General features: G+C 66.8%; 15 protein-coding genes. 3 read left to right on the top strand and 12 right to left on the bottom strand.

Annotation, left to right across the window (positions count from 1 at the left end; all coding sequences use genetic code 11):
• Positions 1-19: 19 nt before the first annotated feature.
• The 3 genes from ACW17Z_RS13255 to petA are packed head-to-tail and all read right to left on the bottom strand — an operon-like array spanning position 20 to position 2,741.
• Positions 20-865 (bottom strand): cytochrome c1, encoded by an 846-nt coding sequence (locus tag ACW17Z_RS13255; protein ID WP_419318947.1) that lies wholly within the window; start codon positions 863-865, stop codon positions 20-22.
• Positions 866-870: 5 nt separating this feature from the next.
• Positions 871-2,184 (bottom strand): cytochrome b, encoded by a 1,314-nt coding sequence (locus tag ACW17Z_RS13250; protein ID WP_419318948.1) that lies wholly within the window; start codon positions 2,182-2,184, stop codon positions 871-873.
• A gap of 5 nt (positions 2,185-2,189) precedes the next feature.
• On the bottom strand, positions 2,190-2,741 hold the full coding sequence (gene petA, locus ACW17Z_RS13245) for a ubiquinol-cytochrome c reductase iron-sulfur subunit (protein WP_419318949.1): 552 nt from the start codon (positions 2,739-2,741) through the stop codon (positions 2,190-2,192).
• 203 nt (positions 2,742-2,944) lie between these two features.
• On the opposite strand from petA, the gene ACW17Z_RS13240 reads away from it, so the two are divergent.
• Together ACW17Z_RS13240 and hemF are read left to right on the top strand one after the other, a co-directional pair.
• Positions 2,945-3,406, top strand: coding sequence for a tRNA (cytidine(34)-2'-O)-methyltransferase (locus ACW17Z_RS13240; RefSeq protein ID WP_419318950.1), 462 nt, complete (start codon positions 2,945-2,947; stop codon positions 3,404-3,406).
• A 58-nt stretch (positions 3,407-3,464) separates the two neighbouring features.
• Positions 3,465-4,337: an oxygen-dependent coproporphyrinogen oxidase gene (gene hemF, locus ACW17Z_RS13235; protein ID WP_492056344.1), complete on the top strand. Its 873-nt coding sequence runs from the start codon at positions 3,465-3,467 to the stop codon at positions 4,335-4,337.
• A gap of 111 nt (positions 4,338-4,448) precedes the next feature.
• On the opposite strand, the gene ACW17Z_RS13230 is transcribed toward hemF, so the two are convergent.
• From ACW17Z_RS13230 to ACW17Z_RS13210, 5 genes are all read right to left on the bottom strand, one after another.
• The gene (locus tag ACW17Z_RS13230; RefSeq protein ID WP_492056343.1) at positions 4,449-5,177 is read right to left on the bottom strand and encodes a glutamine amidotransferase-related protein; all 729 of its coding nucleotides are present in this window, start codon (positions 5,175-5,177) and stop codon (positions 4,449-4,451) included.
• Positions 5,177-6,430: a CCA tRNA nucleotidyltransferase gene (locus ACW17Z_RS13225; protein WP_419318953.1), complete on the bottom strand. Its 1,254-nt coding sequence runs from the start codon at positions 6,428-6,430 to the stop codon at positions 5,177-5,179. Before ACW17Z_RS13225 ends, ACW17Z_RS13230 begins: the two co-directional genes overlap by 1 nt.
• Before the next feature lie 90 nt (positions 6,431-6,520).
• Positions 6,521-7,171: a CoA pyrophosphatase gene (locus tag ACW17Z_RS13220; RefSeq protein ID WP_492056342.1), complete on the bottom strand. Its 651-nt coding sequence runs from the start codon at positions 7,169-7,171 to the stop codon at positions 6,521-6,523.
• Positions 7,168-7,758, bottom strand: a complete 591-nt coding sequence (locus ACW17Z_RS13215; protein WP_492058530.1) for a DUF1285 domain-containing protein — start codon at positions 7,756-7,758, stop codon at positions 7,168-7,170. Before ACW17Z_RS13215 ends, ACW17Z_RS13220 begins: the two co-directional genes overlap by 4 nt.
• Positions 7,759-7,806: 48 nt before the next feature.
• Positions 7,807-8,331 carry a GNAT family N-acetyltransferase gene (locus ACW17Z_RS13210; protein ID WP_419318955.1) on the bottom strand — a complete coding sequence of 175 codons (525 nt, stop codon included), beginning with the start codon at positions 8,329-8,331 and terminating at the stop codon, positions 7,807-7,809.
• Positions 8,332-8,540: 209 nt separating this feature from the next.
• Between ACW17Z_RS13210 and ACW17Z_RS13205 the strand changes: the two genes are divergently transcribed.
• Positions 8,541-9,809, top strand: coding sequence for an MFS transporter (locus tag ACW17Z_RS13205; RefSeq protein WP_492056341.1), 1,269 nt, complete (start codon positions 8,541-8,543; stop codon positions 9,807-9,809).
• Here the strand turns inward: ACW17Z_RS13205 and ACW17Z_RS13200 are convergent.
• The 4 genes from ACW17Z_RS13200 to ACW17Z_RS13185 all read right to left on the bottom strand — a co-directional run bounded on the left by ACW17Z_RS13200 (position 9,806) and on the right by ACW17Z_RS13185 (position 12,828).
• Entirely contained in the window at positions 9,806-10,300 is a 495-nt protein-coding gene (locus tag ACW17Z_RS13200) for a GNAT family N-acetyltransferase (RefSeq protein ID WP_492056340.1), read from the bottom strand. The genes ACW17Z_RS13205 and ACW17Z_RS13200 overlap by 4 nt on opposite strands.
• A gap of 184 nt (positions 10,301-10,484) precedes the next feature.
• On the bottom strand, positions 10,485-11,342 hold the full coding sequence (locus tag ACW17Z_RS13195; RefSeq protein ID WP_419318958.1) for an SDR family oxidoreductase: 858 nt from the start codon (positions 11,340-11,342) through the stop codon (positions 10,485-10,487).
• A complete protein-coding gene (locus tag ACW17Z_RS13190; protein ID WP_492056339.1) occupies positions 11,339-11,857 on the bottom strand; it encodes a hypothetical protein in 519 nt (172 codons plus the stop codon). The genes ACW17Z_RS13195 and ACW17Z_RS13190 overlap by 4 nt, the downstream gene beginning before the upstream one ends.
• Positions 11,857-12,828, bottom strand: coding sequence for an SDR family NAD(P)-dependent oxidoreductase (locus ACW17Z_RS13185; RefSeq protein ID WP_492056338.1), 972 nt, complete (start codon positions 12,826-12,828; stop codon positions 11,857-11,859). The genes ACW17Z_RS13190 and ACW17Z_RS13185 overlap by 1 nt, the downstream gene beginning before the upstream one ends.
• Between the last annotated feature and the right edge of the window lie 17 nt (positions 12,829-12,845).

The raw sequence follows: 12,845 nt of genomic DNA, 5'->3' as shown, positions 1-12,845 counted from the left end.
TTTCGGTCGCTGCGAACGGTCAGTGCGACTCGTTCTTCCAGACCTTGCGGTAGCTGGCATAGAGCAGGCCCGAGAACAGCAGCAGATAGAGGATGACCACGAAGCCGGTCTGCTTGCGCTCTTCCATCTTTGGCTCGGCCGCCCACATCAGGAAGGCCGAGACATCCTTGGCCTGCTGATCAAGCGTCGACTTGGTGCCGTCGTCGAAGGTCACCAGATCGGCCTTGAGCGGCGCAGCCATGGCGATGAAGCCACCGGGCGGAACCTTGTCGTGTGGGCCCGACCACGACGCGGTCAGATCACCGGCCATGTAAGGGTTGTAGTGCTGGCCTGCGCCGACCTTCAGGCCGGTGGGCGGCGTGTGATAGCCGGTCAGCAGCGAGTAGATATATTCCGGACCGCCCGAGCGAGCCTTGGCCAGCAGCGACATGTCCGGCGGCAGGGCGCCGCCATTGCCGGCCCGCGCCGCAGCCTCGTTGGCATAGGGCGAGGGAAACCGATCAGCACTGGTCGCCGGACGCTTGATCGCGTCGCCAGTCTCGGAGTCGATATCGGCGACCTCGTAGTCCTTGGCGATCGCCTTGACCCACGGGTTGTCGTTCGGGTTCTTGTGCTCGTTGCTGTAGAACGGGCCGCCCTTGTCGCCGAGGTTGCGGAAGCTGATCAGGCTCATCGAGTGGCAGGCCGAACAGACCTCCCGATAGACCTTGTAGCCGCGTTGCAGCTGGGCCTGATCGAACTTGCCGAACGGGCCTTCGAACGACCATTGGACGTCCTTGGGCGGCAGGGGGTGCCCAGCGGCCAGAACCGGACCGGCCGCCATCAGGCCGGCCACGGCTGCGAGGATGGAAAGTTTGCGCAGCATCATGATCAGCCCTTCATCTCAGGCGCGGTGGTCGCGTGGGCCGGAACGCCGGCGGGGTGCGACAGAGCCGGCGAAGCAATCGAGTCCGGAACCGGGAGCGGCGTTTCCTTCAGACCCAGGACCGGGAGGATCACCAGGAAGAAGCCGAAATAGTACAGCGTTGCAAAGCGGCTGAGCCAGACAAAGCTGTTCAGATCGGCGTCGATCAGCAGGAAGGTCTTCAGGTGCGGGATGACCGGATCATCCGGCAGCTTGGCGCCGCACAGGCCCAGGATGCAGCACGCCACGACGAAGATGAAGAAGTACATCTTCGCGGTCGGGCGGTAGCGCATCGAGCGCACCTTGGAGGTGTCCAGCCACGGCAGAGCGAACAGGCAGGCGATGGCGCCAAACATGGCCAGCACGCCCATCAGCTTGTCGGGAACGGCGCGCAGGATCGCGTAGAACGGCAGGAAGTACCATTCCGGAACGATGTGGGCGGGCGTCACCAGCGGGTTGGCCGGGATGTAGTTGTCGGCATGGCCCAGGGCGTTGGGCATGTAGAAGACGAAGAAGGCGAAGAGGATCAGGAAGACGCTCATCGCGAACCCGTCCTTCACCGTCGCGTAGGGGGTGAAGGGAAGGGTATCGGCTTTCGACTTCGGATCCACGCCCGTCGGGTTGTTCTGGCCGACCACGTGCAGCGCCCAGATGTGCAGGATCACGACGCCGGCGATCATGAAGGGCAGAAGATAGTGCAGCGAGAAGAAGCGGTTCAGCGTAGCGCTGTCGACCGCGAAACCGCCCCACAGCCAGGTCGTGATGCTCTGACCGACGATCGGCAGGGCGCCAAACAGGTTGGTGATCACGACGGCGCCGTGGAAGGACATCTGACCCCAGGGCAGGACGTAGCCCATGAAGGCGGTGGCCATCATCAGCAGATAGATCACGCAGCCCAGGATCCACAGCACTTCGCGCGGGGCCTTGTAGGACCCGTAATAGAGGCCGCGGAACATGTGGATATAGACGGCGATGAAGAACATCGACGCGCCATTGGAGTGCATGTAGCGGATCAGCCAGCCGTGATTGACGTCACGCATGATGCGCTCAACGCTGTTGAACGCGTCGCCGACGTTATAGTGCATCGCCAGGATGATGCCGGTGATCAACTGAGACGCCAGGCACAGCGAAAGAATGCCGCCGAACGTGTACCAGTAGTTCAGGTTACGCGGCGTGGGGTAGTCGACGAAGCTGTCATAGCCCAGGCGCACGATCGGGAGACGGGCGTCGAGCCAGCGCTCGAAACCGGTCTTGGGTTCATAGGTCGAATGTCCGCTCATCTCGCTTAACCGATCTTGACCTTGGTGTCGGTGAGGAACTCGTACTCCGGAACCGCGAGGTTCAGGGGCGCGGGACCCTTACGGATCCGGCCCGAGGTGTCGTAGTGCGAGCCATGGCAGGGGCAGAACCAGCCGCCGTAGTCGCCGCCGCCGAAGGTGGGCACGCAACCCAGGTGGGTGCAGGAGCCGATCAGGACCAGCCACTGGGCCTTGCCCGGCTTGACCCGCTCGGCGTCGGTCTGCGGATCCTTGAGAGCCGCGCCGTCATCGGCCACGGCCTTCTGGATCTCGGCCGGCGTGCGGTTGCGCACGAACAACGGCTTGCCGCGCCACTTGAGCGTGACCTGCTGACCGTCGGCGACCTTGGTCAGGTCGAATTCGGTCGAGGCCAGCGCCAGCGTATCGGCTGACGGGTTCATCTGATCGACGAACGGCCAAACAAGCGACACGGCGCCGCCTGCGGCGGCCGCCATCGTCGCGATGTAAATGAAGTCGCGCCGGCTGGGGTCAGCCCCATGCTCCGGCTCGGTCGTTGCGCCCAACGCGGTGTCGGCCACCTAAGTCACCCTTCGATTCCGCCGCGCCGGGAAGCCGGCCGGCCAGGAGAAGCACCTTTCGGCGCCGTATCTTTCTCGACCCGCGAACGGATCTCCGCCACAAGACGACGGTTGGATCGTCCTATCGGACGCGCGGACTGAGTCCGCAAGCCCTTTCGATTCGCAGGCAATGTCCCTGCTAGCCTTGTGGTGGTTCGCTTAGAATGCGTCTCGCGCTTTTTCAACCAGGCATTCCTCAAAACGTCGGCGCCGCAATCCGCCTCGCGGCCTGTTTTGGCGCCGGCCTGGACGTGATTGAGCCTTGCAGCTTTCCCCTGGATGACAAGAGTCTCAAGCGGGCGGCGCTGGATTACGGCCCCTTGGCCCATATGAAACGCCACGATTCCTGGGAAACCTTCCTCGCCGCGCCGGAAAGGGCCCAGGGGCGGCTGCTGCTGTTCACCACCCGGGGCGCGACCCCGTTTCACCGATTTGGGTTTCAGCCGGGCGATACGCTTTTATTCGGCAATGAAAGCCGGGGCGCCCCCGAAGAGGTCCATGCCGCCGCTCAGGGCCGTCTGGTGATCCCGCTGCGGCCCGAGGCCCGGTCGATGAATCTCGCGACGACCGCCGCCATGGCGCTGGGCGAGGCGCTGCGGCAGACGGACGGCTTCTTCGAGGCCTGACAGCCCTACGCAGAACCCCGGATTTGCACCGCGCGCGCCAAGCGCTTAATCGGCTGTCATGACCGACGCTTCCGATCTCGACGACAAGAAAGCCCGCGCCCGCGCCTGGTTTGAAACCTTGCGCGACCAGATCTGCACGGAATTCGAGCGCCTGGAAGACGAGGCCCCGACCGGCCTCTATCCGGGCCAGCCGGGCCGCTTCGAGCGCAAGCCGTGGGATCGCGCGGCCGGCGGCGGCGGCGTCATGTCGATGATGCACGGTCGCCTGTTCGAGAAGGTCGGCGTCCACTGCTCCACGGTGTTTGGAACCTTCACACCGGAAATGGCCAAGTCGATGCCGGGCGCGGGCGACGACCCCCGGTTCTTCGCCACCGGCATCAGCCTGATCGCCCACATGACCAATCCGCGCGTACCGGCCGTGCACATGAACACGCGCTTCATCGCCACCACCAAAAGCTGGTTTGGCGGCGGCGGCGACCTGACGCCCCTGCTCGGCTATCAGCGCCAGCAGGACTTCCCCGACGCCATCGACTTCCACGCCGCCTATCAGCGAGCCTGCGACGCGCACCACCCCGACTGGCACGCCAAGTACAAGGCCTGGTGCGACGAGTACTTCTTCCTGCCCCACCGCAACGAGCCCCGCGGCATCGGCGGGATCTTCTATGACCACCACGACAGCGGCGATTGGTCGCGGGACTTCGCCTTCACCCAGGACGTCGGCAAGGCTTTCCTGGAGGTCTATCCCGAGCTGGTGCGTCGACGCATGGGCGAGGCCTGGACGGCGGACGAGCGCGAGCAGCAGCTGGTCCAGCGCGGACGGTATGTGGAGTTCAACCTGCTGTACGACCGGGGCACGATGTTTGGCCTGAAGACCGGCGGCAATGTGGAATCGATCCTCAGCTCGATGCCGCCGACGGTGAAGTGGCCCTAGAGCAAAGGTCGCCATGATTGAATCACGTCGTTTGCTCTAGATTCTTGTTTTGACGCGTTATTCTGGCGGCGAACCGGTATCCGCTTCGCCGAATAACGCTCTGGAGCCCGCTCAACGGGAGCCCAGGCGCAGAGTTTCCTGATCCAGGAAAGCCCCGATCCAGCCGCCCACGCGCAAGCGGTCGTTGGGCGCGGCCAGGGTGGCGATCGCAGCGTCAGCTTGCGCGTCGGTATAGCGGGTCCCGCGCCGGGCCTCGATCAGGGCCGCCGCATAGGCCGGGTCGAACTCCGGGTGGAACTGCATCGATATCGCCCCCTTTTTCCGTCCGGGCGCGTCGTCATAGGACAGCAGGCCATAGGGCGTAAAAGCGCTGCCGCCGATCACGGTCGCGGAGGGCGGCAGGTTCACCACCTGGTCCTGGTGCGAGGCGGGAATGGCGACGCTGTCGGCGTCGGTCCAGCCCTGCGGCCGCGCGACGGCGTAACGGTGCAGGCCCACGCCCCAGCCCTTGTCGGACTTCACCACCTGACCGCCGAAGGCCTGGGCCATGATCTGATGGCCAAAACACACCCCGACCAGCGCCGCCTGCCCCCTGGCGGCGCGCAGAAAGCCCGACAGCGGCGCGATCCACGGCAGGTCGTCATAGACCCCCGCCGACGAACCCGTGATGAGATAGGCGTCGTGCTGCTCCGGCGCGCCGGGCAGCTGGCCGGCCTGGACGTCATAGATCGTATAGGCGTGATCAGGGCCCAGCAGGGTCTGGAACATGCCGCCATAGCGGCCGAAGGCCGGCTGAAGCGACTCCGGCGGCGCGCCGGTCTCCAGCAGACCGATCCGCATCAGTAGACCATGCCCTGAGCCACAGCCTTCAGGCGCTCAATGGCGCTGAACTTGTCCTCGATGAAGTCCTGATCGATCCACCAGATCTCGATCTCGCGCATCACCTCGCCCACCATCGGCCCCTTGGGCACGCCGGCCTGCATCACCTCTTCGCCCGACAGCGGGAAGGGCGGCGGCGTCCAGGTCTCGGCCATGGCCAGCAGGCCCCGCCACTGCGGCGCGGTGACCGGACGGCCAGAGCCGGCCCAGGCCAGCTTGATCCGGTCGCAGAAGGTGCGCACGCCCAGGGCGTAGATCGAACGGCGGGCCTCGCGCGGGCTCATCCAGCTGACGATGCGCGGGTTCTTGCCCACGGCGTCGACCAGGCGGTCCCTGACATTGTTGGGCAGGCGCAGGCGCTCGGACATCTGCTCGGCCACCTGGGGATCATCGGGAATCAGCGAGGCCAGACGCAGATCGGGATTGTTCTCGAACAGCTGCTCGGTCTCGATGGCCACCAGGCTGTCGAAGCGGGCCAGGGATTTGACGAACGGCAGGATCGAGCCCAGCACGCCGGTGGCCGCCATCAGCCGCAGGGCCGGGCGCGGATCCTCCGACGTCAGCAGCTTCATGATCTCTTTTTGCGTGCGCTCGGCGGCGCGGCCCGAGACCATGCCCTTGAGCGCCTTGCAGGCCGCCAGGGCTCTCTGGTCGGGCTCGCCCCGGCCGTACCAGGCCTGGAACCGGAAGAAGCGCAGGATGCGCAGATAGTCCTCGCGGATGCGGGTCATGGGATCGCCCACGAACACCACCCGCCCCTCGCGCGCGTCGTTCACGCCCTCGCCGGTCGGATCGTAAAGCCGGCCCTCGGGATCGACATACAGGGCGTTGAAGCGGAAATCGCGACGCTCGGCGTCCTGGCCCCAGTCCTGGCTGAACGCCACCGTGGCCCGGCGACCGTCGGTGGAGACATCGCGGCGCAGGGTGGTGATCTCATAGGGCTTGCCGCCCGAGATGGCCGTGACGGTGCCGTGATCCACGCCGGTCGGGATCGCCCGCAGGCCGGCATGGGCCAGGGCGTCGATCACTTGGTCGGGGGTCAGGGTGGTGGCGATGTCGATATCGTCGATGGGCTTGCCCATCAGGGTGTTGCGCACACAACCGCCGACGAATCGCGCGCAGCCTGCAAAGCCGCGCTCCTCCAGGGCCGCGATCACGGCTTTGGTCTCGGGCAAGGCCATCCACGGCGCTATGCCGATCGATTCAGTGTTCAAGCAACACACTCCTACGCAATCAACGCCCCCCCAAAGAGCAAGGCGGCATTGTTAGGCACGAAGCGCGACGGCCGCTATGGGCGATCCGCCCTAACCCGGGATTTGATCTGTGGATTCATCATGCAGTCGCTCATACAGGGCCCGCAGCATCCCGGCCGTCGCGCCCCAGATGAAGCGGTCGTTCCACGGCATGGCGTAGAAGTTGCGCCGCTCGCCGCTGGGCGTCACCCGATGCTGGCGCTCGTGATTGGTCGGATCCATCAGGAAGTCGAACGGCGTCTCGAACACGTCGGCCACCTCTGCGGGGCTGGCGACGAATTCGGCGGCCGGATCGATGAAGCCGATCACGGGCGTGACGTGAAAGCCGGTCACCGTCTGATAGCCCTGCAGCAGGCCTGACAGGGTGACGAACCTGGGATCCAGCCCCACCTCTTCCTGGGCCTCGCGCAGGGCCGTGACCCACGGCGTCTCGCCCGGATCGCAGCGCCCGCCGGGAAAGGCGATCTGGCCGGTGTGGCTGCGCATGGTGTCCGACCGACGGGTCAGCAGCACGGTCAGCCCGTCCTCGCGCTCCACCAGCCCCACCAGCACGGCGGCGGGGCGCAGGGCGTGGGGATTGTCGAAGGTCAGGCCGGGATTGAGGTCGAAGTCCGAGCGAACCGGATCGGCCAGGCTGGGATTATAGTGTTCGATGGGGTCCAGCCGGCTGGTGATCCAGTCGCGGCGCTGCTGCGGCGTCATGCGCCGACCGTCCCGGCCGGCGCGATCGGGAACCAGGCGCCGTTCGAGGTGATCCCGAACACCGCGCCGTCCGCCGTCTCGCGCGGGGTCGCCATCTCGGCCAGCTCATAGAACACCGGCCGGGCGATCAGCGCCTCCAGCCCCCGCCGCACATGCAGATAGGGTCGTGGCTCGCCGGTGGCCGGATCGATCTCGACCCGGATGATGTTGTCTGGCCCTGCCTCGACCACGTCGCCGACATTGGTCTCGAAGCGCAGGGTGTCGCCCACCCGGTCCACGCGGACGGCGATGAAGGGCGCGTCCTCGACCGTGATCTTCATCTTCTCGGCGGGCGTGACCAGGTGATAGCCGTCGGGATCCCGCCGCAGCACGGTCGAGAACAGACGCACCAGGGCCTCGCGGCCGATCGGCGTGCCCTCGTGGAACCACACCCCGTCCTTGCGGATGCGAATGTCGATCTCGCCGCAATGGGCCGGATGCCAAAGATGGACCGGCGGCAGGCCACGCTCGCCGGCGGCCTTGGCGGCGGCGGCGACGCCTTCCAGTCCGGGTTTGCCTGCGTCTGTCGTTGGAGCATCGACGGTCATGGCCTTCAGGTAGGCCATGCCGCCGCCCTGCTCAAGCGACGCAACGTCTCAGGCGACCGCGACCTTACCCGAAAGGCCTTCGTCGCCGCCCTCGACCAGGGCCTTGAGCAGCACGCGGCGCTGATCGACAGGCCCCGGCATGATGATCCCCGCCGTGTGCGCGGCCGAGAAGCCGGCGCGGGTGAAATAGGGCGCGTCGCCGACCAGCAGCACGGCTTTCCAGCCGGCGGCCCGGGCAGCCTCGCAGGCATGCTCCACCAGGGTCTGGCCCAGGCCCACGCTGCGCTCGTCGGGATCGACGGCCAGGGGGCCCAGGAAAGCGACCGCCGCGCCGCCGATGGTCACGGGCCACATCCGCACGCAACCCACCGGGCGGCCCTCGCGCATCGCGACAAACGAGCAGGCGGCCAGCAGACGGTTGCCCTCGCGCAGGCGCTCGGAAACCTTGGCGAAGCGGCCGGGGCCAAACACCCGGTCGATCAGGGCGGTCACGGGGATTTCCATGGCGGGCGTCTCAAGGACGAGCGCGGGGGCGGAAACGGCGGAACTGGGAACAAGGGAAATGGAGGTCATCAGCCTTCGGAATGCGAAAGGTCGTCGGGAGCTCCCGACGCCAGGCGCGGGAGGGCTTCAGATCGTGGCGCTATCGCGCGTCATTCGTCGCAGGCGCATGGCCGGACCTCCCAAGCCTCAAGGGCATGAACTTGCGGGCGCTTTAGGGCCAAGCCTCTGTCAGGTCAATAACGTTGCGGCGGGGCCAAGCGCCAGTATGGTGCGGCGCAATGTCTGACATCCCCTCCCCGGCCGAAGACCCGTCTCCCGACACCTCTACCCGCGCCCTGTTGCGGGAGCGTGACTTCATGCTGTTCTGGGCCATGCGGTTCATCTCGACCCTGGGTGTGCAGATCCAGTCGGTGGCCCTGGGCTGGCAGGTCTACGCCATCGCCCGCGAGACGCGGTCGGTCGGCGAGTCGGCCTTCCTGGTCAGCATGATCGGCCTGGCCCAGTTCCTGCCGCTGCTGGCCCTGACCCTGATCGCCGGCGAGACCGCCGACCGCCGCACCCGCAAGTTCATCGTCGCCATCAGCCTGGCCGTCGACGCCGTCAGCGCCGGCGTGCTGCTGCTCCTGGCCTTGAGCGGCTCGCATGCCCTGTGGCCGGTGTTCGCCGTCTCGGTAATGTTCGGGGCCAGCCGCGCCTTCCTGTCGCCGGCCAGCAGCGCCCTGGGACCCATGCTGGTGCCGCGCCCCCTGCTGCCTCGCGCCATCGCCTGGAACTCGCTGGCCTGGCAGAGCGCTTCGATCATCGGTCCGGCCATCGGCGGCCTGCTGCTGATCCATTCGCCGTCCCTGGCCTTCGGCGCGGCGCTGGGCCTCTATCTGGCCGCCGCGATCATGGCCCTGATGATCCGCCAGAACACCAGGCCCGAAACCCAGCCCGGCTCGCGGCTGGCCCTGATCAAGGAGGGGCTCTCCTATGTGTGGAACAACAAGATCGTCTTCGGCTCGATCTCGCTGGACCTGTTCGCGGTGATCCTGGGCGGGGCCACGGCCCTGCTGCCGGTGTTCGCCAAGGACGTGCTGCATGTGGGGCCGGCGGGCTTTGGCATCCTGCGCGCCGCGCCGGCCATCGGTGCGACGATCATGGCGATCTATCTGGCCAGCAACCCGATCCGCAGCAAGGCCGGCCCGATCATGTTCGCGGGCGTGGCGGTGTTTGGCGCCGCCACGGTGGTCTTTGGCCTCTCACAGGTGATGTGGCTTTCGGTCGGGGCCCTGGCCCTGCTGGGCGGGGCCGACATGCTCAGCGTCTATGTCCGCCAGACCCTGGTGCAGATCGTCACCCCCGACGCCATGCGCGGCCGTGTCGCCGCCGTCTCGGGCGTGTTCATCAGCGCCTCCAACGAGCTGGGCGAGGCCGAGAGCGGCGTCGCGGCCTGGTTCATGGGCCCGGTCGGGGCGGCGGTGTTCGGCGGGATCGGCGCGCTGGGCGTCACGGGCCTGTGGGCCTGGCTGTTCCCGGAACTGCGGAAAGCCGACCGGCTGGACTAGGCCCCCGCCAGTTTGCGCAGGGCGTCGCCGGTCATCCGCCGGATGATCCATTCGTCCAGCGCCGCAGCGCCCAGGCTGTCATAGAAGGCGATGGACGGCGCGTTCCAGTCCAGCACCGACCATTCCAGTCGGCCCAGATTCTCGTCCAGGCAGCGCCGCGCCAGATTGGCCAGCAAGGCCTTGCCCGCGCCGGAACCTCGCGCCTCGGGCCGCACGAACAGGTCTTCCAGATAGATCCCGTGCCGCCCGACAAAGGTCGAGAAATTGTAGAACCACAGGGCAAACCCCACCGGTTCACCGTCGATCTGCGCGATGTCGCAGAACGCCCGAGGGTTTTCGCCAAACAGCGCCGCCGTCACGTGGCCTTCCGTCGCCTCCACCGAGTCCAGCAGCTTTTCATACTCGGCCAGATCGCGAATGAACTGCAGGATCAGGGCGCTGTCAGCGGCGACGGCAGGGCGGATGGTGACGTTCCCGGAGGGTGAAGGCATGGCGGTCTCTGCACGTGATCCCTCTCCCAGAGGGAGAGGGCGGGGCCCGCGCTGAAAGCGTGGGAGGGTGAGGGGTTTGGACGGTGGACGGCGTGCCGGCGCGCCGGTTGCCGGCGTAACCCCTCACCTCCCACCGCTGCGCGGCGGGTCCCTCCTCTCCCTCTGGGAGAGGCTTGATTGACCCTCAGCCGATCTTCACCCCCGGCGGCGGAACGCTGTCCTCCGGCACGAAGAAGTCCGGCATCAGGGTCGCGGTCGGGTCGACGGCATAGGGCGTGAAATCGGTGACGCCCTGCTCGTACAGGAAGCTGTCGTCGATCAGGAAATTGCCCGAAAATTCGCGCGATGGCTTGCCGAAGATCGCATGCGCGGCATCAGCCATGATCTCGACCTTGCGGCAGTGGCGCAGGCCTTCCTCGCCGGTCAGGGCGAACTGGATGGCGGCGGTGGCGATGCCGGTGCGCGGCCAAAGGGCGTTGAAGGCGATGCCGTCGCCGCGGAATTCCTCAGCCATGCCCAGAACGCACAGGCTCATATTGTACTTGGCCATCGAATAGGCGACGTGCGGCGCAAACCAGCGGGGCTTCATGTCCAGCGGCGGCGACAGCATCAGCACGTGCGGGTTTTCGGCCTTCTTCAGGTGCGGGATGCAGGCCTTGGAGACCAGGAAGGTGCCGCGCCCGTTGACCTGATGCATCAGGTCGTAGCGCTTCATCTCGGTCGACAGGGTGCCGGTGATCGAGATGGCCGAGGCGTTGTTGACGCAGATGTCGATGCCGCCGAACCGGGCCACGGCCTTCTCGACGGCCTCATAGACGCTGGCTTCTTCGCGCACGTCGACGATCAGCGGCAGGGCCTGGCCGCCCGCCGCTTCGATCTCGGCGGCGGCCGAATAGATGGTGCCCGGCAGCTTGGGATGGGCCTCGGCGGTCTTGGCGGCGATGACGATATTGGCTCCGTCACGCGCCGCCCGCAGGGCGATGGCCAGGCCGATGCCGCGGGAGGCCCCGGTCACGAACAGGGTCTTGTTCTTCAGGCTCATGCGGGGTCTCCACGGGGTTTGACCAGATCGACGGCGGCGGCCACGAAGCCGAGAATGAAGGCCATCTTGGCCACGTGCGCGATCGGACCCTGATCCTTCAGGACCAGGCCCGCAAGGCCGATGACGAGGGCGGCGATCCACAGGCCGGCGGCGATGCGGAAGGGCCCCCTGGCCCGCAGCAGATCCACGCCCCAGACGGCCATGCCGATCGACCAGACGCTGGAAGCGATCATGTACGACGCCTCGCCGAAGATGGCGGCCGACGAGGTCCGCACCAGCATCACGCCCAGCAGGGCCAGGACAAAGCCGGCTAGGGCGACAGGGCCGGCCGAACGTCCGCTCACGGAGCGAACCCCCAGCATGCCGAAGACCAGCAGCAGATCGATGGCCACATAGACCAGATGCGGCCAGGGCTCCGCGAGGCGCGGATAGATCACGAACGGCGCAACGATATCGATGGCCGCCCCGAAAAAGGTGGCGAGAGCGGCCAGCCGCAGGACGGAGCGGCGCTCCATCAGGCCCCGGCCCCCGTCGTTTCCACCGACAGCGCCCACAGGCGCTCGGCCGCCTCGGGGTCGAGGGCGTGCGGCAGGACTCCGGCCCAGGGCTTTTCCTTGGTCCAGGGCTCGGCCTGGGCCAGGTCTTCCAGATAGAGCCCGCCGACACCTTCCAGTTCATCGCCGACGGCGGCCCAGACGCTGGTCGAGGCGCCCTCTTCCGTCGTCTTGAAGCCGTCGCGAACCTTGCCGTTCTCGTCGATCCAGCCCAGGGCGATCTGCTCCTCGATCGGCAGGTGGCGCTGCAGCGGGGTCATGATCCCGCCCGGCATCACGGCGTTGGCGAACACGCCCTGATCCTTGAAGCGCTTGTTGAAGCCGACCGCGAACAGGGCGTTGGCGGTCTTGGCATGGCCGTAGCTTTCCCACTTGTCGTAGGCGCGGGTCTTGTAGTGCGGGTCCTCGAAGTTGAAGCCCGCCCGGCGGTGGCCGATCGATGACAGCGAGACCAGCCGCGAGCTCTTGCCCGACTGCTTGGCGCCGGCGATCAGGTTCGGGGCCAGCAGCACCGACAGCAGGAAGTGGCCGAAATGGTTGGTGCCGACCTGCATCTCCAGCCCGTCCTCGGTATAGGTCAGGGGGCTGGCCATCACGCCGGCGTTGTTGATCAGGATGTTCAGCGGCTTGTCGCCCCAGCGCTCGGCGAAGGCGCGGATCGACTTGAAGCTGGAAAGATCCAGCATCGACCAGGAGGCTTTCGCACCCTTGGCCGTCTTGTTGACCTCGGCGACGGCGGCTTCGGCCAGATCCGGCTTGCGGACGGCGATGATCACTTCTGCGCCGGCTTCGGCCAGGGCGCGGGCGGTCTCGACGCCGATGCCGGTGGCGGCGCCGGTGACGATGGCGACCTTGCCGGTCAGGTCATGGCCGGCGACCACGTCGCGGGCCGGGGTATAGGGGCTGAAGCCCGAGGTGATGCGGTCGGCCATGTCGTTCTCTCCCGTGA

It is taken from the genome of Caulobacter sp. GSs2, from assembly GCF_058680895.1.
Note: the sequence above shows the minus strand (reverse complement) of the source record. Positions and strands in the feature narration are given on the sequence as shown.